The 24,652-nt window shown below is 68.5% G+C and carries 19 protein-coding genes; 8 read left to right on the top strand and 11 right to left on the bottom strand.

Annotated elements, in window-relative coordinates:
- Positions 1-131 precede the first annotated feature (131 nt).
- The 6 genes from FCI23_RS08900 (at position 132) to FCI23_RS08875 (ending at position 8,437) form a co-directional block, all read left to right on the top strand.
- Positions 132-1,208, top strand: coding sequence for a hypothetical protein (locus FCI23_RS08900; RefSeq protein WP_136722923.1), 1,077 nt, complete (start codon positions 132-134; stop codon positions 1,206-1,208).
- Positions 1,205-1,594, top strand: a complete 390-nt coding sequence (locus tag FCI23_RS08895) for a hypothetical protein (RefSeq protein WP_169316726.1) — start codon at positions 1,205-1,207, stop codon at positions 1,592-1,594. Before FCI23_RS08900 ends, FCI23_RS08895 begins: the two co-directional genes overlap by 4 nt.
- 739 nt (positions 1,595-2,333) lie before the next feature.
- Positions 2,334-3,602, top strand: coding sequence for a nucleotide sugar dehydrogenase (locus tag FCI23_RS08890; RefSeq protein ID WP_136723036.1), 1,269 nt, complete (start codon positions 2,334-2,336; stop codon positions 3,600-3,602).
- A complete protein-coding gene (locus FCI23_RS08885; protein ID WP_407645940.1) occupies positions 3,599-5,380 on the top strand; it encodes a glycosyltransferase family 2 protein in 1,782 nt (593 codons plus the stop codon). The genes FCI23_RS08890 and FCI23_RS08885 overlap by 4 nt, the downstream gene beginning before the upstream one ends.
- Positions 5,381-5,483: 103 nt before the next feature.
- On the top strand, positions 5,484-7,628 hold the full coding sequence (locus tag FCI23_RS08880; RefSeq protein ID WP_136722921.1) for a polysaccharide deacetylase family protein: 2,145 nt from the start codon (positions 5,484-5,486) through the stop codon (positions 7,626-7,628).
- Entirely contained in the window at positions 7,625-8,437 is an 813-nt protein-coding gene (locus FCI23_RS08875; RefSeq protein WP_136722920.1) for a hypothetical protein, read from the top strand. The genes FCI23_RS08880 and FCI23_RS08875 overlap by 4 nt, the downstream gene beginning before the upstream one ends.
- 344 nt (positions 8,438-8,781) lie before the next feature.
- On the opposite strand, the gene FCI23_RS08865 is transcribed toward FCI23_RS08875, so the two are convergent.
- A complete protein-coding gene (locus FCI23_RS08865) occupies positions 8,782-10,920 on the bottom strand; it encodes a UvrD-helicase domain-containing protein (protein WP_136722918.1) in 2,139 nt (712 codons plus the stop codon).
- Between the two features lie 238 nt (positions 10,921-11,158).
- Between FCI23_RS08865 and FCI23_RS08860 the strand changes: the two genes are divergently transcribed.
- Positions 11,159-12,814: an N-6 DNA methylase gene (locus FCI23_RS08860; protein WP_136722917.1), complete on the top strand. Its 1,656-nt coding sequence runs from the start codon at positions 11,159-11,161 to the stop codon at positions 12,812-12,814.
- Between the two features lie 109 nt (positions 12,815-12,923).
- Here the strand turns inward: FCI23_RS08860 and FCI23_RS08855 are convergent, their stop codons facing one another.
- Together FCI23_RS08855 and FCI23_RS08850 are read right to left on the bottom strand one after the other, a co-directional pair.
- On the bottom strand, positions 12,924-14,129 hold the full coding sequence (locus FCI23_RS08855; RefSeq protein WP_136722916.1) for an McrC family protein: 1,206 nt from the start codon (positions 14,127-14,129) through the stop codon (positions 12,924-12,926).
- Positions 14,126-15,997 carry a DUF4357 domain-containing protein gene (locus tag FCI23_RS08850; protein WP_246143564.1) on the bottom strand — a complete coding sequence of 624 codons (1,872 nt, stop codon included), beginning with the start codon at positions 15,995-15,997 and terminating at the stop codon, positions 14,126-14,128. The genes FCI23_RS08855 and FCI23_RS08850 overlap by 4 nt, the downstream gene beginning before the upstream one ends.
- Before the next feature lie 350 nt (positions 15,998-16,347).
- Here FCI23_RS08850 and FCI23_RS08845 point away from each other — a divergent pair, with 350 nt between their 5' ends.
- On the top strand, positions 16,348-16,758 hold the full coding sequence (locus FCI23_RS08845; RefSeq protein ID WP_246143563.1) for a hypothetical protein: 411 nt from the start codon (positions 16,348-16,350) through the stop codon (positions 16,756-16,758).
- Between the two features lie 171 nt (positions 16,759-16,929).
- On the opposite strand, the gene FCI23_RS08840 is transcribed toward FCI23_RS08845, so the two are convergent.
- The 8 genes from FCI23_RS08840 to FCI23_RS08800 all read right to left on the bottom strand — a co-directional run bounded on the left by FCI23_RS08840 (position 16,930) and on the right by FCI23_RS08800 (position 24,569).
- Positions 16,930-18,567 (bottom strand): hypothetical protein, encoded by a 1,638-nt coding sequence (locus FCI23_RS08840; protein ID WP_136722914.1) that lies wholly within the window; start codon positions 18,565-18,567, stop codon positions 16,930-16,932.
- 46 nt (positions 18,568-18,613) lie between these two features.
- Positions 18,614-18,991, bottom strand: a complete 378-nt coding sequence (locus tag FCI23_RS08835) for a hypothetical protein (protein WP_136722913.1) — start codon at positions 18,989-18,991, stop codon at positions 18,614-18,616.
- Complete coding sequence (locus FCI23_RS08830; RefSeq protein ID WP_136722912.1) at positions 18,988-19,518, bottom strand: hypothetical protein; 531 nt, start codon at positions 19,516-19,518, stop codon at positions 18,988-18,990. The genes FCI23_RS08835 and FCI23_RS08830 overlap by 4 nt, the downstream gene beginning before the upstream one ends.
- A 633-nt stretch (positions 19,519-20,151) precedes the next feature.
- Positions 20,152-22,086 carry an ATP-binding protein gene (locus FCI23_RS08825; protein WP_169316725.1) on the bottom strand — a complete coding sequence of 645 codons (1,935 nt, stop codon included), beginning with the start codon at positions 22,084-22,086 and terminating at the stop codon, positions 20,152-20,154.
- A 254-nt stretch (positions 22,087-22,340) separates the two neighbouring features.
- Positions 22,341-22,853, bottom strand: coding sequence for a DUF6879 family protein (locus FCI23_RS08820; protein WP_136722910.1), 513 nt, complete (start codon positions 22,851-22,853; stop codon positions 22,341-22,343).
- 503 nt (positions 22,854-23,356) lie between these two features.
- Positions 23,357-23,752 (bottom strand): fic family toxin-antitoxin system, toxin component, encoded by a 396-nt coding sequence (locus FCI23_RS08810; protein ID WP_136722908.1) that lies wholly within the window; start codon positions 23,750-23,752, stop codon positions 23,357-23,359.
- Positions 23,749-24,045 (bottom strand): type II toxin -antitoxin system TacA 1-like antitoxin, encoded by a 297-nt coding sequence (locus FCI23_RS08805; protein ID WP_246143561.1) that lies wholly within the window; start codon positions 24,043-24,045, stop codon positions 23,749-23,751. Before FCI23_RS08805 ends, FCI23_RS08810 begins: the two co-directional genes overlap by 4 nt.
- A gap of 38 nt (positions 24,046-24,083) precedes the next feature.
- On the bottom strand, positions 24,084-24,569 hold the full coding sequence (locus tag FCI23_RS08800; RefSeq protein ID WP_246143559.1) for an ATP-binding protein: 486 nt from the start codon (positions 24,567-24,569) through the stop codon (positions 24,084-24,086).
- Positions 24,570-24,652: the final 83 nt, after the last annotated feature.

The following is a 24,652-nucleotide window of genomic DNA, read 5'->3' as shown; positions in this document are numbered from 1 at the left end:
GGCAGCGCAGAGGGCATTTGGACACTCTTCCCGGGCCCGCGGGGGGAGGATCCGAGCGCCCTGTCAGTGACAGCCCACCGTCGGCTCGCCAATCCCTCCCGCTCCGGGGGTACCTCGCGCCCTGGACATGGATGTTGAGCGTCCGCGACCGGTCCCCGTCAGCGCAGCCTGCTGCCGCCCACCGTGCCCTGAGCGTCCTCGCCGGCGTCAGCCTGCTGGCCGGCATGCGTCTGCTGTGGAACAGCACCATCACGGACTACCCCCTGTACGGCGCCGTCGTCGTCGGCAGCTACGGCGCGATCATGGTCCTCGCCGCGGCTGCCGTTGCCGTACGCACCCGGCGTGCGCTGACCGTGGTGGACGCCGCCGTGCTCGTCGTGGGCATCGCCCTCTTCATATGCTCGGTCCGCACGACGATGGTCCCCGGCCATCTGGCCACGGCGAACGACGTCGGCATGGTGATGCAGTCCGGCGCCGACGAGATCCTGCGCACCGGGCGCCTCTACGGTGACAACTGGCCGCTCGCGCACTCCGCGCTCGCTCCGGGCAACAGCATCATCAGCCCCACCGTCCTCTTCGACGGCAGAATCGTCTCGAACTACGGTTATCCGCCCCTGGGCGCACTGCTCGCCGCCGGCATCACCGCACTCACCGGCGCACCCGCGGGCGCGCTCCTCGCCGCCGTCCTCGGCCTCATCGCCACCTCGGTGCTGATGTTCAGGCTGCTGCCCGCGCAGCTGCGTCCGCTGGCAGCCGTGGCCTGCTTCGGGCTGAGCATCCTGCCCCGCTACGCCCTTAGCGAGTATCCGGTCCTCGTCGCGCTCGCCTTCCTGGTCGTCGCGGTCGCCGACTGGCCGACCGTCGGGGCCGGCGACAAACTCGGCCTGCGCGGGGTCGTCCGCGCCTACTGCCTCGGTCTGGCCGTCGCCACCCACCAGCTCGCCTGGTTCGTCGCGCCGTTCCTGGTACTCGGCCTGTGGCTGGTCCGGCGCGGCCGGAGCCGGACCCTCAGCGCCACCTCGCTCACCGCCAGGTACACGGGCATCGCCGCGGTCTCCTGGCTGCTGCCCAACCTGCCCTTTATCCTTCGATCGCCCTCCACATGGCTGAACGGCAGCCTCGAACCGCTCCCGAGACCGGCATCCAGATCCCCCCGGCGTCAACCGCGTTCAAGCTGCGCGCCTTCACCACCGCCCCCCAGACCATGAGCAGCGCCCCGATCGCGCACGGCCTTCACCCGGTCGCCGTCAAGGCCGTCCTCCTCACCGAGCTGAGCAACGCCAACCTTGCCCCGGGCAAGCACGTGCGCATCACGGTCCAGCTCCGCGACTCGGTCGGCAACGACATCCACCGCGCCGGGATTCCGGTGCGCCTCAAAGCGGCGTGGATCGCTTCCAAAAGCCAGGTCGGCCAAGCCGTACTCGTCAACGGCAAGCCGGTCGCGAAAGCACCCGCCGCGGTCACCGGTGCGAACGGCCGGGCCGCCGTCTTCACCGTCACCTCCGACACCTCGATGACCGAACCGGTGGTCATCACCCCGAGCACCTCGTACGGCGGGTCGGCGGGCAGCGTCACCTGTCTCTGGCACGGATAGCGCGGGCGGCGGCCGCGGAACAAGCTGATGGTTGACGGGAAGCCGCGACGCGATATCCGGCGCTGATCGGCTTCTCGACACTCCGGGGCCCGACGCCTGGGACGCCATTGGCATCCCAGGCGCCTGCGCGCAGCCGAAGGGCGGCCCGACGACGGCCCGGGTTGCTCTGCAGGCCGGGGCCGCTGAACACGCTCAGCGCAAGGGGCGCCGCACGGCTGCGGGAGTTCGGCCTGCGTACGGTCGCCGACCTGGCGCCACATCAGCCCCTCCACCACCGAGAACCCTGCCGGTGCACACGTCGCCCGCGAGCTCAGCGGAGCGGATCACGCTTTCATCACGAAACACGCACATTGGACTCGAACACATAACGACTAAAAGCCTCAATTGCCTACGCAAAATGTTAATAAATCAGGCAATCCGACATCGTGGATGCGATGCGTTGATGACTTGACCGTCAACTGAGTTCACAGACATTCTTAGCGAGCTGGAACCCCACCGCCAGACAACCTCGGCTCGGTGGGGCCCGATCTCTGGGACACCTGTCCTCTGAGGGAACCGCACATGTGCACGCACTCGCCGGACCGGTGGGGCGTACCGAGGGCTGCGCAGGCCGCAGCCGAAACCTGGATTCCCTGTCGGCCGGCGCCGCTGTTTCAACCCGCAACTCTCTTTCGTGGAGCGTCTCGTGCAACTCCCCCACCCCCTGAGAACCTCCGACCGGAGTTCTACAAGTCCCAAGATCCTCTCGCCCGCAGACCACGCCAGCGCTGCGGTCGCCGTCGTCGGCCTCGGTTACGTGGGCCTTCCCACGGCTCTCGCGCTGCTCGCCGCGGGCAATGAGGTCATCGGAATCGACGTCAGCGAGGCGCGGCTCGACGCCATCCGTCTCGGTGCGGTCGACTTGCTGCCCAGCGACCACGAGCGACTCGCCACCGCCGGCGAGCGTTTCACCCTTGCTGCGGACCCCGCCGCCATCGCCGGCGCTCGCACCGTTCTGATCTGCGTGCCGACCCCCGTCGACCGCCATCTGGTGCCGGAGCTGGAAGCCCTGTCCTCCGCCTGCGCGGCCGTGGTGGCGCACGCGGTCCCCGGCCAGTTGCTGGTGCTCACCTCCACGACGTACGTGGGCACCACTCGCGACCTCCTGGTGGAACCGCTGAATGCCCGCGGTCTGAGGGTCGGCACCGATGTCTTCGTAGCCTTCTCGCCCGAGCGCATCGACCCGGGCAACGCCCAGCACGCCCAGGACCGCACCCCCCGCGTGGTTGGCGGCACCGGCGAGTTCGCCAGTCTGCTGGCGGCCGCCGTACTCGAGCGCACCGCGCCTTCCGCTCACATCCTCCCTTCTCCGGAGGACGCCGAGATGACCAAGCTGTGGGAGAACACCTTCCGCGCCGTCAACATCGCGCTGGCGAACGAGTTCGCTGAGGACTGCAACGGCCTCGGCCTGGATCCCCTGCCGATCATCGAAGCCGCCGCGACGAAGCCGTACGGCTTTATGCCCTTCTACCCCGGCCCGGGAGTCGGTGGCCACTGCATACCCTGCGACCCGCATTACCTGCTCTGGCAGCTTCGAGCACTCCGCATCTCCTCCCCGCTCATCGACACGGCCATGACCGCCATCGCGAGCCGCCCCCGGAAGGTCGTCCGGCGGGCCCGCGAACTGCTGGCCGACCGCGGCCGGAGCACCTCCGGTGCTCGAGTGCTGGTGGTGGGGGTGGCCTACAAACCGGGCGTCGCCGACGTGCGTGAGTCGCCCGCGCTCGAGATCCTCGAGGAGTTGGCCGAGGAGGGTGCCAAGGTGCACTTCACCGACCCGCTGGTGCCGTCCCTGCGGTTGGGTGCCGAACTCCTGTCGAGCGTGGCCGTCCCGGAAGCCGAGAGCTGGGACCTGATCCTGGTTCACACCATGCATCCCGGCGTGGACCTGAGTTGGCTGGCCGACCGGACCGCCGTACTCGATGCCACCTACCGGCTCAACTCGGTCCCGGCCAAGGCGGTCGTGTGAGCGACAACTGGTACGACGGCCGGTCGGTCCGTCACGAAGGGGACGGGGAGGGCAGGTTCGCCGGATGGGAAGCGCAGCAGGACACCACGACGGGGACGCCCGCTTCGGGCCGGCAGGACGCGCCCGGGCACCGGCCCGAGGAGCCGGCGCACGCATCGCCCTGGACGCCCTTTCATGACCCCGTCCCCGTCTCCGGCCACATCCCTGCGCACGCCCCCGCCCGCGCCGCATCATCCGCTCTGCCCGCCTCGCCTGTCCCGGCGTCCGGGGGAGGCAGGCGCGGCACCCGCCGCGCCTCCCGGCCGGTTGTGCCGCGTCCCCGCCCGGCTACGGCCCCAGGGCCCCGGCTGCGCTCCGCCGCCCGGCGTGCCCCCGGACCGGTGCGCCGCCGGCTGGATCGGCTGGACCCGGCGATCCGCCATGCCGCGCGGCGGGTACTGACCCTTCTCTGCCTGCTCCCGCTGCTGCTGATACTGGCCCACGAGGCGCCCCGGCTCGCGCAGAGCCCGCTGGTCCTCGGCTACGGCTTCGTCGTCCTGGTCGGCACCATCGCCATGCTGTTCATCGCCTACAGCCGCTACGACGACCCCTCGGAGCGCATGCTCCGCAAGCGGCCGCGGGGGCTGGGCACCTTCCCGGCTCTGCCTTCCAACCCACGGGTGAGCTTCCTGCTCGCGGTCAAGGACGAGGTTGACTGCATCGAGGACTGCGTCCGCTCCATGGCCGGAAGCGACCACCAGGACCTGCAGATCATCGTCGTGGACGACCTCTCCGAGGACGGCACCCGGGATGTGCTGCGCCGTCTGGAGGCCGAGCTCGGTATCACCGTGATCTACCTGGAGAAGAACGTCGGCAAGAAACATGCTCTGGTCCACGCCTGCGAGGTGGCCGACGGCGACGTCATCGCCTTCACCGACTCGGACTGCATCCTGGCCCCGGACGCCCTGGCCCGCTGCATACGGGCCATGGTCGATCACCCGGAACTGGGGGCGGTGAGCGGCCATGCCCGGGCGCTCAACGCGAACCACACCCTGTTCACCAAAATGCAAGACGTCTGGTACGAGGGACAGTTCCGGGTGGCGAAGGCGGCGGAGTCCACCTTCGGCTCGGTCAGCTGCGTGTCCGGGCCGCTGGCAGTGTTCCGCCGCGATGCCATCTACAACTACCTGCCGGCCTGGGCGGGCGACCGCTTCATGGGCGCGCCCTTTCTCTTCGCGACCGACCGCCAGCTCACCGGATACGTTCTGGGCCAGCGTTGGCGCGGTAAGGCGCTGAAGCGCAAGTACGCGGACTCGCCGTTCGTCACCGCACAGGACTATCCCGAGCGCGCATGGCGGATCGGCTACGTGCAGTCCGCCAAGGTGTGGACCAACGTCCCGGCTCGTTTCCGGCCCTTCATGAAGCAGCAGATCCGCTGGAAGAAAAGCTTCATCCGCAACCTCTTCTTCACCGGTTCCTTCATGTGGCGCCGGGGCCTCGGGCCGGCCGCCCTGTTCTACGGCCACGTTCTGTGGGTGGTCGCCGCGCCCTTGATGGCGTTCCGCCACCTCGTGTGGGCGCCCGCGCACGGCGCGGGTTTTCTGACGCTGCTCTACCTGTGCGGAGTGATCCTCAAGGGCTGCGTCTGGGGCCTGGCCTTCAAGGTCGACAACCCTGGGGACACCCACTGGCGCTATCGACCCCTGATGAGCCTGCTGTCCTCAGTGCTGCTGGCCTGGTTGCTGCCGTACTCCCTCGCCACCATCCGGCGCGGAGTCTGGTCGAGGAGCCTCACCTGATGAAGTCCCTGCACGCCGTCGGCCGGCTGCTCGCCGCCCTGCTCTCCATCGCCGTGGTCTGCGGCATATACGCAATCGTTCTGACTCGAGGAAGCATCCTGCCGTGACCTCGCCCCACCTCTCCTCCCTGCCGCCCGCCGGTGCGCGCGACCGCGCGCACCGTCCCCGCCGCGGACCCGCACACTGGCCGGCCCGCATCGGGCTGACCCTGCTCGCCACAGCAGTCCTGGCGCTGCCCTTCTACGCGGCCGCGGAGTACTACCTCTACCAGAAGTACATGAGCCCGCAGGCCAGTCCGCCGGTGGTCCGTCTCAAGCCCGCCGACACCACGGCGTGGGCTCGCACGGTCAAGGGGCTGCCCGCCGCATCGGCCCCGATCGTGCTGGCCTACCACGACCTCAACCCCCACAGCTCCAGCCAGTACGTGGTCACCCCGGCCGCCTTCGACGCCCAGCTGGCCGCGCTCGAGAGCGCCGGCTACCGGAGCCTGACCACCGACGAGTTCGTCGACTACCTCAAGGGCGGACCGGCCCCGCCGCGGTCGGTCTACATCACCTTCGACGACGGCACCAACGGGCTGTGGGTCTACGGCGACCGGATCCTGGCCCGGCACCACATGCACGGCGCCGTCTTCCTGATCACCGGCCGGGTGGACCAGAACCGCCCGTACTACCTCACCTGGAACGAGATCAAGCGGATGGCCGGCTCCGGCCGATGGGACTTCCAGGACCACACTCACGACCTCCACCATCGCCAGCAGGTGGACGCCGCCGGGCACACCGCATCGGCCCTCGCCAACCGCCTGTGGCTGAAGGACCAGCAGCGGCTGGAGACCCGGCAGGAGTACGAGGCCCGGGTGAACGCCGACATCAAGCAGTCCTTCAAGGACATCACCAGCCACGGCCTGCCGAAGCCCCAGGTCTTCGCGTACCCCTTCTCCGAGGCCACCGAGCGGGTCAACGTGCCCAGTGGAGGGACGACTCTGCAGGAGCTGCTGTCCAAATATTTCGTGACCACCATGACCAACGTCTCGACACGGCCGCTCACCGCCAGCCGCCGTGCCGCGGCCGCGCACCAAGTGCAGCGACTGGAGCTGCACAGCTCGACCACCCCGGAGCAACTGCTCTCCGGGATCGCCCGGTGGACCCAGGTCGCGCCCGCCGCCTCCAAGCCCCTGGCTCAGCCGGCACTGTGGACGCGCACCGACGGTACCGGCCGCAGCGGTATCGGAGTCTTTACCGGCCAGGGGCCCTTCCCCGGCAACGAGCGCTACGCCGCCGCCGACTACCGCGCCGTAAGCAGCGTCGACTGGACCGGCTACCAGGTGGACGCCACCATCAAGGGGTTCGGCAACGGGACCAACCAGGCCTCGATCGTGGTACGCAACGGCAGCCTGGACCCCGTGACGGTCAGCGTCAGCCAGGGCAATCTTGTGCTGACCCACAGCGGTCGCCGGGTGGCGGTCCGCAAGCTGGCGCCTACGACGTCGCACACGGTGCGGGTCACCGTGAGCGGCGCCACCACCACGGCCCGCGTGGACGGCACCGCGGTACTCAGCTGGACCTCCAAGGAGACTGCCGGTGACCTCGCCGGAGGCATCGGCATCCGGGTCGGCATCAACAGGCCGGGTGTCTCCTGGACGGCCTTCACCGCACTCCGCGTCTCCGCACTTCCCCAGGACGCCAGTACGGCCACCGGCAGCCGGCAGACCGTGGCCGGATCAGTGCTGCTGGACCCGAACGCCCGTTGGGAGAGCGCCCCCGGCGTGCAGGCGCCGTTCCGGATCGGCGGAGCCCAGCTCGAGCCGCAGGGGCGCACCCTGTCCGCCTACGGGGCCTACCGGCCCGAGCAGACAGGTGGGTGGACCGACTACACGGTCAGCGGCACCATCGCCAGGCTCTCGTCCACGGGTGTGAGCGGCGCGCTGTGGGTCCGGGTGGGCAGCCCGCTGGCGATCAGCGTCCAGGTCTCCCGCGACCGGATGGACGTGTACTCGGGCGACGCGAACAGCCAGCGGCTGGTAGCAACGCGACCGCTGGCGGCGGCCGCCGAGCACCGGGTCATCATCACGGTGACCGCAAGCTCGACCGCGATCAACGTGGACGGGGCGATCCGCACGACCCTGCTGGCCAAGGGAGAGCCAGGAGGTGTGGCCTACTCCGCGTACCGCGATCTCACCCGGCGCTCCTGGCCTGCCCTGCTCCAGGTCACCGTGGCCCCGATGGCGACCGCGGTGACGCCGGGATGAGCGGGGCCGAGCTGCCCCGACCGTCCCGGCGGACGTTGATCGGTGGGCTGACACTGGGAACCGCAGCGGCCACCGCCGCCGCATACGGGGCCGCGGAGCTCGTCGGCCCGCACGAGGCCGGAAATCCCTTCACGGCCCGCTTCCCCCAGGACGGCCTGGTCACCAACGAATACGCGTACCGCAATCCCCACGACCGCAGGGCACGCACCTCTGCGGAGTGGGTGGTCACCAGCGGCTCCCTCTTCGCCCACAGCGGTGACGGCTGGACGGGGCTGCCGGAGGTCGGGGAGACGGGGCCGGACTCATCTCGGTTCACCGACTCCGCCGTCTTCCGCCTGGTCACCCGCAGGCGGGACTTCGGATCGGTGATAGTGCGCACGGCGGTGCGCCTGGCACCGCCGATCACCACAGCACAGACCCCGGCTCAGGACTGGGACGGCGGCCACCTCTGGCTGCGGTACCACAGTCCCCAGGAGCTGTACGCGCTGAGCTTCCGCCGGCGCGACGGACTGATAGTGGTCAAGCGCAAGATCCCGGCCAAGGACGCATCGGCCGCGAACGGCGGGGACTACGCCACGCTGGCCGAGGCCCGGCACGCGCTTCCCTACGGATCCTGGCACCAGTTGGCGGCAAGCGCGGTGAACAGCCGCTCAGGGACGGTCCACCTCCGCCTCGACATCGACGGGCGGACGGTCCTCACCGCCGAGGACCGCACTCCCGGCCGGCTGCTGACGCCGGGCGGGGTGGGGCTGCGGGTGGACAACACCGAGCTGTACTTCCGGGACTTCGCCGCGGCGCCTCATGGGTGAGCTGCGGCGTACGGGGTAGCCCTCGGCGACGGTCGCAGGGCTGGCGGGCGGAGCAGGAACGTCTTGCCTTGCCGACGGCACCCGGAGATCACCCCGAGTGCGGCGCCGCCGCGCTCATCACCGGCGAATGCGGCGAGCGCGGACCCCCGGTCGAACATCTCGGCGGGCCTCGGCAAACTCGGCACCGGCACTCCCCATGTCTGCGACAGCTACATAACTCGACTTATGATAACTGGACCTACGCAACTTTCCGCATGCGCGCGGACACTCTCAGGCGTATCCATGGGTGAAGATGCCGCGTATGCGCACATGCCGACCGTGCCCGCGTAGAGGCCTTGGCAGGACTACGCGGCCAGGAAAGAACTGGGGGCGCCGCTCCACGAGACATAGAGTGCCTCGCGCGCACGCGTGCAGGCGACGAACAGCAGGCAGCGTTCGGCGAGCAGGTCGGTCTCGTGCTGCAGCCGGTCGACCGTCTCGTCCGTCACCGCACGGGAGAAAGGGAAGGCGCCCGCGGTCACGCCGACGACCGCCACGCATCGGAATTCCAGCCCCTTCATACTGTGCGTCGTGGCGATCCGCACACCCTCCTCGTCCGCTGCCGGGTTGTCCTTCACCAGCGCCACCGGGATCCCGACGGCGACCAGCCGGTGCACGGCCTTGTCGATCAGATTGTTGAAGCGGGTGCAGACCGCGATCTCCGAGGTCCGCACCCCTGCATCGGTCCATTGCCTGACCTGATCGACAAGCGCCGTCAGCTCCGCCTCCTCCGAGCCGAACGCCGCGGTCCGCGGTCGGGCCCCGTGCAGCACGGACTGGTAGCCGGCCAGAGTCTCCATACCGTCGCCGCCGAGGTCCTCCACCAGCTCGTTCCTGACGATGCCGGTGGCCCACACCAGAATCTCCTCGGTGTTGCGGTAGTTCACCCGCAGCCGACTGGACCGGCCGGCCACCGAGATGCCGAGTGAGCCGAGTGCCACCTTCGAGTCGTAGATGCGCTGATGCGGGTCGCCAGTGATGAACAGGTCGTCAGGCCGTTCCGGTACGACGGCCCGCAACAACCGCCACTGGGCCGGATGAAGATCCTGCGCTTCGTCGACGACCACGTGGTCATAACGCGGGAAGTCCGGACCGGCATTACGGCGCAGCCGGGCCGCCTCGGAACACAGCTGCAGATGTGTGCGCTTGCCCTCGGATTCCAGCTGCCGGGTGAACTCCTCCAACGCTCGCCACACCTTCGCCCGCTGCAACGGACCCAGCGCGCTCCCCCGCCCACGGCGCACCGCCTTCAGGTACTCCTCCGACGAGCCGATGTCCTGCGCGAGGATGACATGCCGGTACTCCTGCGCGAGGAACTGCTCGGTCCAGGCCAGGTCGAACTTCCTGACGAGCCGCCCCCACCGCACCCGCTCGTCCGCGTCATTGATCAGCGCAGGCGCCCGGCCCTTGCGCTCCTGCACGACATAGTGGGCGAGCGAGTTGACGGTGGTGACCTCGACCCGGTCCAGCAGCGCGGGATCCTCCAGCAGCAGAGCGAGATTCTGCCGCAGGGCCGCGGCCATGGCGTTGGTGAAGGTCGTCAGCAGGATGCGGCCGCCATCGGGTGAGCGTCCCAGCAGGTGTTTGACGCGGTGCAGCGCCACCACGGTCTTGCCGGTGCCCGGCCCGCCGGTGACCTGCACCGGTCCGCCGTACGAAACCCGGTACGCCACCCGGCGCTGCGTCGGGTGCAGGAAGACCCGCCAGGCGGCGAAGGGCTTGCTGAGCACCTCCTCGAGCTCTGCGGGTCCTGACACGAAGGTGATACGGCTGCTGGTGTTGGCGATGGCAGTGGCCAGGTCCTCGGTCGGCTCCGGTCCGGCGTCAGCCGGCCGCCGCACGGCGACGACGTCGCGGTAGACAGCGTCGGGCTTGAAGCCCTCGGCCAGATACTGCAGCACCTCGAACTGGTCTTCCGGGAGCAGCGTCCCGAATGCCTCCAGCTGTGGCTTGTCGATGATGGTCCGTATCGCCCGCAGCGTGCCCTCGTCGATCCCGAGCTCGCGCAGTGTGAAGTCCGAATACTCCTCGAACAGCCTCGACGGTGCCTGCGCCGCGGCCTGCTCCAGGACCGGCGTCAGCTGCTCGATCGCCACCACATTGCGGACCTCCAGCCCCCGGGTGGCCGTATTGACGGTATAGATCCGCTTCGACGCCCACTCGTACGCCTTGTCGTGGGACACGACATTGACCAGCAGGAACGTGTCGCTGCCGTCGTCCGGCGCCAGGACTACGCCCCGCCAGAAGTCGTTGATCCGAATCGTCCGCATCCGGGCGTCGCGCGCTATGTCTACCGACTCGAGATGCAGCCCCTTGTCGGCGTGCAGTTCGGCGACAGTGAGCTTCTGGAACTTGCTCATCGCCTTCCGGACCCCGGCCTTGACTGACTTCTCCAGGACTTCGTACTCGTCCCAGAAGGTGTTGGCGAAGGCAAGCTGCGGCAAGGAACTGCTCCTTCGGGGGCTGCGCCAGGGTGTCGATTCACTCTACTGGGAGGCTTGACGATCAAGGGTCGAATGCCCGTTTATCGGAACACCGGCATCTGTAGGTATGACCCCGCGTGCTCCCGCAGGCTCCCTATCGCCCCGCCAGCCTGGTCGCCCCATAACATACACAGCATGTGTACGTCGCCAACACGAATTAATCTCTGAGAGCGATCCCTTCGCCGTGTACGGTGACTGCATGAAGGACGACACTCGCTCCGCCTCTGATCCGCTGATCACCGGTGCCGAGATCGCCCGGCTGGCAGGAGTGACCCGGGCCGCCGTCGCCAACTGGCGGCGCCGCTACGACGACTTTCCCGCACCGGCCGGCGGCGGGACGAACAGTCCTCTCTTCCACCTCACCGAGGTGCGTGCCTGGCTCGCGAAGCAGCGCAAGGGACACGATGTGTCCGACGAGGTCAGGCTCTGGCAGTCACTGCGCGGCGCGTACGGGGACGACTTGATCCAAGGGCTCGCCGCGGTCGCCCGACTCCTCGCGGACGGCACCCCACCACCAGGTCTCGCGCCCGAGATCACCCAGCAGACGATGGAGATCGCCGGGAACACATCGAATACCGAGCTGATCGCCGCTCTCGGCGAGCGCTTCCTGGACTCGACTCGCCGGGCTGGCTCCGATCAGGTCACCTCCCCCCGGATCGTCCAGGCTGTGCAGCACTTCGCGGGGCCCGTCCCGAAGACCGCGAGCATCCTGGACCCGGCCTGCGGGATCGGCACCCTCCTCCTCTGCCTCGGCCCGGCATCCGGCCCCACCCGTCACGGCCAGGAAGTCGGCCCGGCGATGGCCGACTTCGCCCAGCTCCGCGCCACCCTCAGTGGCCGCACCCCCACCGACGTCCGGGCCGGCGACTCACTGCGCGACGACCAGTGGCCCGACCTCAAAGCGGACCTCGTCATCTGCGACCCGCCGGTCGCCTCGCCCGACTGGGGCCGTGAAGACCTTCTCCTCGACCAGCGCTGGGAACTGGGCACCCCTTCACGCGCCGAGGGCGAACTCGCCTGGCTCCAGCACGCCTACGCCCACACGGCTCCCGGGGGCAGGACCATCCTGGTGATGCCCGCGTCCGTCGCCTACCGCAAGGCCGGCCGTCGTATCCGCGCGGAACTCGTCCGCCGTGGCATCCTCGTCCAGGTCGTCGCCCTCCCGCCCGGCACGGCCACAGCCCACTCCCTCCCCGTGCACCTCTGGTTCCTCCGACGCCCCAACCCGGACGGTGTACAAGCCGTCCAGATGGTGGATCTCACCACGAACTCCCCGGACGGCCCCCTCGACCCCGAACCCGACCAGGCTGTCGACGTCCCTCTCATCGACCTCCTGGACGACACCGTCGACCTGACCCCCGGCACCCACGTCCGTGGGACCCACCGCGACTACCTGACCGAGTACGCGACCCTCCGCAGCCAGCTGCAGGACCAACTCCACGCCCTGGAGGCCCTGCTGCCCCAACTCGCCCCCGGCGGCGGCCCCGGCACCCTCGACAACGCGTCCGTCAGCGTCGCCGATCTCGCCCGTGCCGGGCTCGTCGAGTACACCGACGGCGATCCTGCCTCAGCCAGCGACCACCTCGACACCGATTACCTTCACGGATTCCTCCTCAGCCCCGCCAACAAGCGCCGCTCCACCAGCACCAGCGGCGCCTTCCGCGTCGACGCGCGTGGTTCCCGCATCCCTCAGATGGGCATCCAGGAGCAACGCCGCTACGGCGCGGCGTTCCGCGCGCTCCAGGAGTTCGAGGAACGCACTCGGCAGCTCGCCAGGCTCAGCGGACAGGCCACCGCCCTCGCCCGCGAAGGCCTCACGAACGGTGCCCTGAACCCGCCCCCCGAGGGTGCCTGACTCTCCCGCTCACCCGTGCACGGGCAGGAACCCGGCGCGGGCGCACGCCACGAACGCGAGCTGCGGCACGGCGGAGCTCGTTACCCTCGGGCGGATGGTCCGGCGGTGCTCATACGCGCAGGTCGCTGGCCATCCGGTGGGCCAGGGCACACACCGACACGAGGAGTTCGTCCGGTGCTTGGTCGAGGTCCAGAGCGTGCTGGTGGATGACGATCTCAGCGCTCCGGACCCGGTGTGAGGCGTGCGGAGCATTGCCCTTCGCGTAGACAAGGTGGCCCTCGGGCAGTCCGAGTGCCGTGCAGTAGGCGAGCATCTGGTAGAGATCGGCTTCCGGGAAACCCTCGGGTTTCTCCGCCTTGTACTTTGCGTCGGCGACGGCGCTTGGTCGGCCTCCGTCCTTGTACCACACGAGGTCGGGGCGCATCCGAACGGCGTCGTCCTCGTCGAGGTGGACCCCACGGGCTTGGAGGGTGCTCCGCCCGCCGTACGGAGCCAACGCCTCTCGGAGCGCTACGCACACGAAGCCCTCGAAGACCTTGTTCATGTCGAAGAGGAACGCGTCGACGGCGACACCCCCCGGCAGATGCTCCACCGACGATCCGCGCAGCACCGTTTCGGCCAGTCGCAGCGCGGGCTGGTAGCGGGCATTGAGGCGGCTGGGCCGCCACCGCGGCAGCTCGTGCCCGCTCACCAGCGGCTCAGCGTCGGCGAGCCGCGCGCGGTGGTGCCGGAGCCTGCGGCGTACGTCGCCGGGCACCCGGGGCAGGCGGCAGATCCGTTCGGTCGCGGCACGCAGCAGCCGGTTTTCAGCGATGTCGGTGCCGTACTCGTCGTAGGCCACCTCGACGGGGAAGGCGCGTCCGTGGTGGCGGCGGATCTGGTCGGCCTCCCGGATCCGGCCGCGGACGACCAGGGCGGCTTCCTCGGTGTGCCGGTAGCCCTGGAGCACTCCTTGCCGCAGCGCGCGTTCGAGGGCTCGCTCGTAGGCGTGAGCGACGGCCGGGAGCACCTCGGTGTGCTCGGCGACATCCACGGCGCCGTCGCGGTGCACTTTGGGGTTCAGCGCGTATCCGAGAAGGAAGAACAGCCGGGCGATGGGCACCTTGGGCGTGATGCGCAGCGTGACGGGTTCGCCTTGCGGGACCTGCAGCACGACCGCACCGACCTTGCTGCCGGCCCGCAATCGCCAGCTGCCCGGCTGATACGGGTCGGGGGCGGCATCGACGATACGGGAGGCGGCGAGTGCCCGGCCGACCTCGGCCGGGAGTGGCCGGGTGACAGCCGGGCCGTGTTCGGCGAGTTCGACGACGGTCACGAGGCGAGCTCGCCCTCGCTTCCACCCTTGCCGATGGCCGTCCGCAGCGCGTGCAGCCCGTACCGCTTCTCGATGTCGACGTCCTCCCCGTAGTGGTGTTCCTCCAGCAGCGGCAGGATCTTGGTACGCCAGGTCCGCTCCAGACCGCCCTCCCGGTAGACGCCTTTCTTCATCAGATACGAGGGTCCGATGCGCAAATCGGCATCGTCGATACGGGAGTTGAGTTCGTCAAGGAGGTTGGCGGGCTCACTGTCCATATCCTGACGAGCGAGCCAGCGTCGCAGCAGTCCGCTGGTCGGTTCGGTGCGTGGCGACAGCTCGACGAACGCGAACCGCCTGCGCATCGCCGCGTCCACGAGCGCGATGGACCGGTCGGCGGTGTTCATCGTCCCGATGACGAAGAGGTTCGGCGGCAGCGCGAAGTCGTCGCCGGAGTAGGTGAGCCGCACCGACTTGTTGCGGTACTCCAGCAGGAAGTACAGCTCTCCGAAGACCTTGGCGAGGTTGGCCCGGTTGATCTCGTCGATGATCAGGAAATGCGGGATGTGCCGGTTGCCCTCGCGGGACGCCAGGTCGGCGAGTTCGCGCAGCGGCCCGGCGGTGAGCCGGAAGGCGACTTCGCGGGTCTCGGGGTCCTCCTGCGGGCGGAAACCCTCGAAGAAATCCTCGTAGGCGTACGACGGATGGAACTGCACCAGCTTGACCTGCTCGGGCCCACCGCCCAGGAACTCGGCGAGTTTGAGCGCCAGATATGTCTTGCCCGTTCCCGGCGGGCCGTACAGCACCAGCTGCCGCTCGTCCCACAGCAGATCGCGGACCTCTCGCAGCCACTCCACGTCGTGCACCAATAGCTCGTCCGCCAAGTCCTGCTGCGGCTCGGGAAGCTCCAGCTCGCGGCGGGCGGTGATGGCCGGGATCTCGCCGCTCGGGTCGCGCTCTATGGCCTCCGCCCCGTCCACCAGTTCCTCGTCGGTGAGCCCGAGCCCGTCGATGAGGGGCTGTACGGCGGCCAGGTCGACGACGTCATGCTGGACGGACAGCTTCTGCTGGAGCTCCTCGGGCAGCTCGTCGTACGCGTACCCGGTGCTCTGCCACTCGACCGGCCGCCGCAGGTTGGACCGACCGCCTTCGGACGCGGTCTGCTCCGCGGACCCGGTGACCTCGCCGACGTAGAACTGTCCGCCGGAGATCGTGCACACGGTGTCGCCGGGCTTCATCCGGGAGAGGAAGGCGTGCAGTTCCTCGACCAGCTCCAGCTTCTGGTTGTACGTCGCCGTGGACCCGTAGTCCTGCTCGACGAAGGTGCGCAGCCCCTCCTTGCTCGCCCCCTGCCCGACGCCCTGGCGCAGCCGCGCCGCGGAGAGCGAGACCCGCCCCTCGGGCAGCCAGAGCCGCTGGACGAGGTCGCTGCCGGACACGTTGGAGCCTCGCACCAGCCAGGCGCGATTGGGGCCCGACCAAACGCCTTCCATGAAGTCCGACAGGGGCGCCCCGGCCTCCGTCTTCCACTCCACCCAGCCGTTCCGAGGAGCACCGACCAGCACTTCCGCGGCGAAGGACGGCGATCCGCACTCCACGTCCTCGGCCAGTTCGAGCCATCCGGGCCACCGCTCGGAAGGGCGCAGTACACCTTCGGCCTTCAGCACCTCGCGCCGCCGGTAGGTGCCGACGAAGTGCTTGGGAAACGAGGGCATCACATGGTCGCGGGCCGGGGATCCGGCATGGATGAGGAACTTGCGGCTGCCGTTGGTCCCCACCGCGTCCAGCAGGACTCCCCGCGCCCTGTCGATCCCGTCCCCGCCGGGCAGCCGCAGCTGGAACTCCGGGAACTCCGTCGGCTCGGAATGCTGCCCGCTCTCCTCGCTCACGCACACTCCTCGACCGGGGCACATCTCGCGTGCCCGCCTCACCGGTGGTTCTTCCCGACCCTACCCATGCGACTGACACAGCGGATACGTTCTGTACAACACCCGGCACGCCATGTGCCGTATCACCCACCGGCCCGAAGGCACGGCACACCAGGAGACTCGTGGACGATCTCACTTTGCGGCAGGGCGGCACCCGATCCGAGAAATCCGGAACCACATGCTCCGGAGAATCGTCGACTGGCGTGGCTGACGATTGGCGCCTTTCTCTCCCTGGTCGCCCTCTGCTGACAATTCACGACACCCGGTGGAATAACGGCGAGCGGGACCTCGTGCTTTATCAGCCCGCGGTCGTGCCCGAGATGCCGGCTGCCCTCTCCAACCTGCACAACCGGCGACGTGCCGGCATCGAGCCCGGCGCCGGGCGCCCGGGCCGACTGCGGATCATGGCATGGCTGGCCTGGCCGGGCCCCCATGACCGCCCTTTCTTCAAGAAGTCCCTCACCACGGAGAAGCTCGCAATCAGCTGCGGCCTGCAGGACTTGCGCGACCTGACCGCCCGCCCGGGCGTGACCCTGGCACCGGCCTTCGACCACCCCGACCTCCCTTCGACAAACCTGGAACACCCGCAGGACGTGAAGCCCCTCCAACACGCCGTCTACTTTCCTAGGGAGGACAACGAGACCCCCGTCATCGCTTTCACCCTCTTCCGGGTCATACCCACGCTCCGCCATATCGGCTGGCTGCCAGAGATCCTCGTGTGAGCGCGGGCCGCCTGAGGCCCGAGGAACGGCTCATCGGACCCCGCCGGAGATGGCTGCACATACTTCTGTCTCCTGCAGAGCGCTCCTCTGCCGCCTTGAGGCCGGAGCGTATCGAGAGCCATGGCTTGGACTGGCCTCTTCCCGGTCAACATGACCGCACAACCCGTTCCGTCAGGTGAGCGTGTTGGTGAGGTGGGGACCTATGTAGCCGACGAATATCCCGTGCTCGGCGCAGGATCCGTCGAAGTAGTGGAGACGCGGTGCGACCGTGTTGCCTCCGCCAATCCGTAGGTGGGCACCCATGAACACCTTGCCGCTGGAGTCCACATACTCGGGTATAGGAAAGGTGCGCTCCCTGCGCCAGTTGGACTTGGACTTCACCGTCTTCGACTCATCCCGGACGATCTTCCGCGGTGAAATCGTGTGCACACCGCCCGGAGCGTCCGTGCACCACTGCTTGAAATCGCAGTTGACCTTGCCTTCGGCTGCTGCATCGGCGAAGTCCTGCAGCGCCAGCACGGCGTCCCAGGTCATGCGCACCCACGAGGAGCCGTAAGCCTGGTCGTCGAGCTCCAGGGCGACCTTGCTGGAGCCGGTGAAATGCAAGCGCGGCATCTCGCCGATCCTGCCGAGGATCTCCGCGAAGGATTCTGGGTCGGTGGGAGAACTGTCGATAGGGGAGAACGCGGCTTCGCCTGCTCCCATGACCAACAGCCGCTTCTGGAGGGCCAGCACCTGTGCCTTGGCCTTGTGGAGCTGCTGATACTGCTCGTCGTAATCGACGGTAAGCAGCGACTCGTTGTCCCCTGCTTGCTGCAGTTCGTGCTTCAGGTCGCGGATCTCGTCGGCTCGGACGCGCTGTTCCCGCCCGGCCTCTTCCAGGATCTCGAAGAGGGCGTGGTTCTCGTCGCGCAGCCGCTCCAGCTCGGAGGTGCCCACGGCGTCCCTGGTCCGGGTCCGCATTACCGGGACCGAGTCGAGTTCTGCGGGCAACGGCATGCGGGTCGCCAGGCCTTGCGGCAACTGGGCCAGGATGCGGCTGGCACGGCCAGGGTTCTCGGTGATGAGCCGGCGGGACATCACGCGGTGCCGCTGGCCGTCCGCCGCCCAGGCCGGGTCCACTCCGGGCAGATAGGTACGGATGCCGCCGCCGAAGACGCGGTGGTAACCCAGTTCCTGGTTGAAGCGGGCCTCGGCCCCGGGCGCGAGAACGTAGAGGATGGCCAGGCCGGCCAGAGGGCGGACCAGAGGGTCCACCGTCTGCTCCAGCCAGCTGTCGAAGTCGACACCGTACGGGCTGCTCGCAATGACGATGGGCAGGCGCCGGTCCTCGTCGCACAGCTCGTCGATGACGGCGTCGACGTCATCCGCTTCGACGACCTGAGGGTCGGGCGTCACATCGGCTCGGCCGTCGCGTGCCTCCAGGACGCCGAGCAGGCTTTTCGCGAGCCGAGGTGTCTTGGCCGGTACGGGTGCGGTGTCAGGGTCGTCCGGAAGGTGCTCGACGTCCAGCTGGACCCAGGTCGGCCCGCCTCCGACCTGCCGTATCAGCACTGTGGTCTGCCAGGTCCCGTTGGGGGCCGTCTCCCGCAGCCGCCAGCGTCCGTAGACACCGGTCGTCCCGGTCGTGGAGTCGTGGTCGAGGGTCACGCCGCGGGCTATCTCATTGCGTCCTTCGGCGAAGGCGTCGATGTCGTAGGCCTTCGGCGGCTCCCGCAGCCAGCGGCGCAGCTGGTCGTCGACCTGCGCACCTGTCCTGACGTAGTCAAGCCCGCTGGTGACCACCATGCGGTAGCGGCGGTTGTCCACGGTGTGTGGTTTCCTTTCGGACGGTGGCGGAGCGAGCCGCGGTAGGTCAGAGCCGGGCGGAGGGCAGTACGCGCAGTAGTTCGGTGACGTCCTGGTGCCAGGCCCGGACCTCGGCAGGGGTGGGCGGCAGTTCGTAGCTGTGGTGGTGGCAGGCGGCGCTGAGGGCGGACCAGACCGCGTACCACTGGCGGGCCACGGAGGGTCTGACGTACGACTCCAGGCAGAGCATCCTGGTTCGGCCGTTGCGGGTCATGTTCGGGGTGATGCTGCGCCAGAACTCGTCCATGGTCTCGTCCAGGGCCAGCCGTAGCAGGGCTGCGGCGGCACGGGCGCGAAGACCGGGGGTGAGGGTGTGGGTAACGCCCGGCGGGGGCACAAGCAGCTGGTCGGCGGCAGCGACGAGGCCGCTGGCGGAAAGGGTCACCGGCCCTGCACCGCCTTAGCAAGCCGCTCGGTGCTCTTTACCAGGTCCCGTCGGTCGGCGACCGTGGGCAGGGCCTGGTGGGTTCCGGCGTTGCACTGCTGGATCAAGGTCCGTGCCCACGGCCCGTGGTCCCGCGCAACGGCTTCCAGGACCTGGGCGCGTTCCATCGGTGTGTCGGAGAGCGCGAGCGCAGCGAGTTCGGTGAGCGGACGCGCCTTGCCGATCTTCTGCTCGACGGAGAGGTAGCTCAGCCCGGTGGCGCGCAGTCGGCGCCGGGCAGGCTCCAGAAAGGCCGCCTCCAGGGCGACGCGGCACATCGCGGGCAGCACGCGGTCGGCGACCTCCTGCGGCAGGTTCCCGTCCAGCGCGACCGCCCGCGCCTCGTCGAGCGCCCGGTCGACCGGGTCGCTGACCTGGGCCACGTGTACGACGGAGTCGGTCTGGCGGGAGACTTCCAGGATGGTCGCGGGGATGCTCAGGTGACTGATGGCCTGCTGGAGGCGGGTGTCGTGGGTGAAGACGATCACCTGCCGGCTCGCGCCATCCGGCGGCCGAGATGGACCGCAGGTAGACGGGCCCGGCCCGCTCGGCGCCCCTGGCCTGCTCCTCAGGCAGCAGCTCGCGCAGCAAACCCTGCGCCTCCGGGGCCAGGCCCGCGCCGCTCAGGCGGCTAAGGAGCAGGTCACGCAGGGAGACGGGAGAGGAAAAAGTCTCGTCAGTCATGTTGGTGGTCCCTTGCGTTGGGCGCGACTGTTGAGGGCGGCGCGGCAGCTGTGGTCTGCCGTTGCCGACTTGAGCATGTCGCACATACGTTAGCAACGTCAACGGATTTCAGAATCATCACAACATCGAATATGTGTACGTCAATGGCTGAAAAGAGCGGCCTTCGGCGGCGTACGCGGCTCCCGGGTCCGGCGTGGAGTGCGAAGGTCGCATTGCCTCGCCTTGGTCTTTGAGTGGTGGCGCGGGCGCCGCCGTCGTAGCCGCAGCCAGGAACGGCCCGATCGAGTGCTTCCGAAAGAGGCTGCTTGCCGGGCAGCCGGTGAAGGTGGAGAAGGTCTGGCTTGGCGACAGACTGTGCCGTGAGCACGCCGTACTCGACCGCCACCACCCGCCTGCGGACTGCCGCTCACGCCCACCTGATGACGGCAGAGCCACGGTCAGCTGTCGGCGGCCCTTCCCTCTGACGTAGGTCCGCCGCCCCCGCAACGTCCACGAATCTCCTCGTGCCTGGGGTCACCGAGGGCTTCGTAGAGGTCGGCCGCCAGGCTCCAGTAGGCATGTGCCTCGGTGAGGCGGCCGGAGTCCCGGCATACGTCGCCGAGTGACAGCAGTGCCATAGCTTCGCTGCGCCGGTCGTCGAAGCCCCTGAATACCTCCAGGGCCGGTCGGAGATGGTTCAAGGCGTCATCATGGCGACCCGCGTCAGCAAGCGCCGCAGCCAGGGGGAGCGCTCCCCAAGCAAGCGTCCAGGGGTCATCGATATCCGCGAAGATTTCAACAGCGGCTTCCCCGTGAGCGATTGCCTGTGTCAGATCGCCGCTCGCACGCGCGCACTTGCCCATGCTGAGCAGCGACATGCCTTCGCCGCGCCGGTGTTCACTTGCCCGGAAGACGCGTAGCGCCGCCTGGAAGCAGCCCTGTGCGCCCGTGGCATCTCCTTGCTCCTCCCGAAGAAGACCCAGCCCTCGCGAGGCGAACCCTTCTATCCAGCCGACCGGGATGTCGTGCGCGATCCGGGACGCCTGCCGGTACTGGTCAGCGGCCTCCTCCAACTGGCCATTCCGCCAGGAGACATCAGCCAGGATGAGGTTGCTGACGGCTTCGCCGAACTCGTCACCCAAGGCTTGAGCCGCGGCGAGGCCGGCCCGCACGCTGTCCTCCCAGTCCAGCCAGTACGACCGCAGTTCGAAGAATCCGCTGGTTGTGATGGCGAGCTTCCAGGCGATGTCCAGGTGCCCGGACTCCGTGGCCTGCCGGAGGGCCGCGAGAAGATTGACGCGTTCCGTCGCGAACCACCGCATCGCCTCGGTGCTGTCGGCGAATGCGCTTCTGATCTCCACCCTGCGAGCGGGCACAAGCGGGACCGCCGCAGAGTGGGGCAGGATGGCGCACCTGCCGAGGTCCGCGACGAGCAGGTACCAGGTGAGCAGGCGGCGGACGGTCTGAGTGCGTTCACCTTGTGAGTCCTCGGCTGCCGCCTGCTCGGTCGCGTACGAGCGCAGCAGGTCGTGCATCCGGTAGCGATCGGCGAAGACTTCCTGGAGCAGGTGGACGTCCACCAGGGCTCGTAGCTGTCTCTTCGCCGTTGTTACGTCGCAACCGATGAGGGCAGCCGCCGCATCGACGCCGATATCGCTTCCGGTCTGCAGGCCAAGCCGCCGGAAGGCTTGCTGGAGGTCGGGGACAAGGGCCCGGTAGGACCAGGAGAAGACGGCTCGGGTGTCACTCAGCTCATCCTCCAGCGAGGCGAGAGCGTCAAGTCTGACCCGTTCGTCGACCAGTTCTCCGACCAGTCCCTCCAGCGAGAGATGGTGTCTGTTCGACGCCCGCTCACCGACGACTCGCAGTGCGAGCGGGAGATACCCACACAGTTCGGCAACGCGAAGTGCCATGGCTGGCTCCGCGTCGATCCTGGATCGGCCCACGAACCGGGAGAGGAGCGCGACCGACTCTCCGGGCGTCAGGACATCGAGTGTCATCCGCATCGCTCCCTCTCTCGCCACCAGGCCTGGGAGTGCACTTCGGCTTGTGACCAACGTAAAGGAGTCCGGGGTAGCCGGTATCAACGGACGCACCTGCGGTGACGACGAAGCGTTGTCCAGGAGAACCAGAACCCTTTTGCCTGCGAGAAGGGACCGGAAGAGCGCGGACCGCTCCTCAAGCGTTTCGGGGATTCTGTCGGCGGGTGTGTCGAGGGCGCGGAGAAACGCATCCAGTGCGCTCAGCGGAGTGACGGCCTGATGCGGGCCATAACCCTGCATGTCCATATAGAGATCGCCGTCCGGAAACCGCTCGCGCACGCCGTGCGCCCAGTGCACAACGAGCGCTGTCTTGCCAACGCCCGGCGCACCGGCCACGGCGGAGAGCGCCACACCATTCTCCTCACCACCATCCGCTTGCGACGCCTGGAGAAGCTCATCGAGTCTTCTGATGCTGGAACGCCGGTTCACGAAGCCGGTGGGCCGCATCGGAAGCTGGTGGGGCGACGGAAAAGGTGGCCGTGCCGTGGTCGTCAGGTGGATCCCGCCGTGTACGGTTCCGGCCTGCACGACCGCTTGCGCTTCGCCGCCGGAGAATTCGTTCGAGATGCCTGACCGCTGCTCCGCCGCCTGGTCATCCTCGTTGGTCACTGCGGCCGGTAGTCCTGGTGATCCACCGCGCGCTCCCACACCGCTTCGAAAGCAGACGAACAGAGCTTCACGACAGCGGATTCCTCCACGATCTCTTGGCCCAGGTAGTCACCGTCGCCGGCGAAATGGCCGAAGCGTACGAGGCGGTCGTCGAATACCCAGAAATCATTCCCAGGCAGAGCGAGATCCGACGCCAGGCGCCGGGGAAGCCAACGGACCCGCTCCCCTGCGGGGATGTTGAGAAGGGGCGTCACCTCGAACTCGTGGCGGATGAAGTCGGTCACGGGCTCCGAGACGATACGGGCGCGACGAACCTCTACCCCACGGCCGACCGTCGCGACGATCAGGTCGTACCAGTCACGGAACCGCTCGACGGGATCGAAGGGTACGCCGGCTTTCCAATCGATGTATGCGGGGTCATCTGGGGTGTACATATCCCGCATCTCCAGATGCACAGCCGAGCGCCGGCACCCGTCGAAGAGCTCATCGAAGGTCGGCCGCTCCGTCACCACACGCCTCCAGGATGATCGCCCGCATCCGTGCCGGCAGCCGCACGATCCTCTCGTGCTCTGCGATCGGGCTCCGAGCCCCGACCTCAGCCAGGGTAGCGTGATCAGTGACTTCCCAACCCTGAAACACCAGGTCCCCTGATGCCTCGTCAATCCAGACCGACGGGCAGTTTCCGCCATTGGTATTCGGGTCGATCCCGATGAACCTCAGTGCCATGACTCCCCCAGAGGACGACTTGTTGGCGACCGTGTTCTCAGGGTCGGGGCGGTGGGCCAGGCCGTCAAGGGCGTAAAATGGTCGGCACGTCGTGCCAGCAGGCGGCAATGCCTCCAAGCTCATGGAGGACGATCGCTTGGCCGCCGGAGGGCCTGGTTGTCCAGGCATCGGCCGCGAGGCGAAGCCGTCACGGACAGACATGGCGGGGGCATCGGCGACCGCAATGCGGCCACCGCCCACATTCGTTGAGCATGGATCTACACCAAAACAGTCAGCCCTGCCGCGTTCAGCTGATCGTCCAGGCGCGGAGTTGACGGGCCATCTGAGCGACGCCAACGGTGCCGGTGGCAGCGTCCCGGACGAGGGCGACCGCCGCTTTCGGAGCATAGTCCAAACGGTGTCCGCCAAGAGCGAGAAATGCCTCGGTGCAGTGCCAGGCGTAGGCCTCGTTGGAGCGTTCGAGACAGGGGATTTTCACCAGGGTCTGGAGCAGTGCGGCGCCCTTGAGGTGGTGGGAGCCGTAGATGTCGCGGTCCATGGCGCGGGCGTAGACGCGGGCGACGGCGGCATAGAGCGGTCCGTAATCATCGACTCGCGGGTCTCCGGGGAGCCGCTCGGCCGCGTGCAGCAGAAAAGGTACGTCGATCCGGTGCGGCTGGTGCGGTGGTTCGGGCTGGCTCACGCGGCGCCGCCCTGCTCATGACGCTCCAGGTCGCGACGGGCCTGCTTCTCGGCGGCGCGCTGCTCGGGGGCCGGATCGATGCTGCTGGGCTCGGCGGCGAAGGCCTCGTGACTGCGGGCCACCGATGCCTCGAAGTGAGCCAGGAACGTCGCCTCGACGGCGGTCGCGCGCTCGTAGGCAGCCGACAGGATGTACTCCTGCATGCTGACCCCGGCCTCCTTGGCAGCAGCGGCGATGGCAGAGCGCTGCTCGGGGTCGGGGAAGCGCAGGCTCATTGCTTTGGGTTCGCTCATGATACCGAAGGTATCAGCGATACCATGCGATCGATCCATCACGTCGAGGCACCGCCGATCACCACGGCGGCGGGCGGCGCCAACTCCGCCCAGACCGTCTTGCGCGCGGGCGGGGCCGGGCAGTGATCGACACCCCAGCGGCCCGCGAGGGCCGTGACAATCAGCAGGCCCCGGCCGGCTTCCCCGGCAGGGCCCGCGTGAGCAAGCTGGGGCAACCGGTCGGCACGCGCGTCGGTCACCTCGATACGCAGGTGGCCGTCGGAGCCGAGGATGAGCACCAGACGGAAATCTCGGCCCCGGATGCGTCCATGCTGGATCGCGTTGGCCGCGAGTTCAGCAACGATCAGCACCGCGTCCTGAGTCGCCTCGCCGCCCCGGGGCCAACCCCAGTCGGCGAGTTGCTGCTCAGCGAGCAGCCGGGCCAGGCGCGCACCGCGCCGGGTGGGGCTGAGGAGCTGCGCGAACGTGCTTGCGGGCGGGGCGGGTTGCGCCTGGGGAGCGGCGGCTTCGGCGTCGGCTTGCATGTCACTCAGCGTGGCCGGGTGGCACATACGAGTACCAGCATGTCGGCTGGTACGAGGGTCCGGGTACCGGTACCGGAATGTGG

It is taken from the genome of Actinacidiphila oryziradicis (assembly GCF_005047355.1).
Classification (GTDB): domain Bacteria; phylum Actinomycetota; class Actinomycetes; order Streptomycetales; family Streptomycetaceae; genus Actinacidiphila; species Actinacidiphila oryziradicis.
This window is presented reverse-complemented; position numbering and strand designations above follow the sequence as displayed.

Coding starts and splice junctions, on each gene's coding strand:
- FCI23_RS08900 (WP_136722923.1), top strand. CDS start 132: ATGTTGAGCGTCCGCGACCGGTCCCCGTCAGCGCAGCCTGCTGCCGCC.
- FCI23_RS08895 (WP_169316726.1), top strand. CDS start 1,205: ATGAGCAGCGCCCCGATCGCGCACGGCCTTCACCCGGTCGCCGTCAAG.
- FCI23_RS08875 (WP_136722920.1), top strand. CDS start 7,625: ATGAGCGGGGCCGAGCTGCCCCGACCGTCCCGGCGGACGTTGATCGGT.
- FCI23_RS08860 (WP_136722917.1), top strand. CDS start 11,159: ATGAAGGACGACACTCGCTCCGCCTCTGATCCGCTGATCACCGGTGCC.
- FCI23_RS08805 (WP_246143561.1), bottom strand. CDS start 24,045: ATGAGCGAACCCAAAGCAATGAGCCTGCGCTTCCCCGACCCCGAGCAG.
- FCI23_RS08800 (WP_246143559.1), bottom strand. CDS start 24,569: ATGCAAGCCGACGCCGAAGCCGCCGCTCCCCAGGCGCAACCCGCCCCG.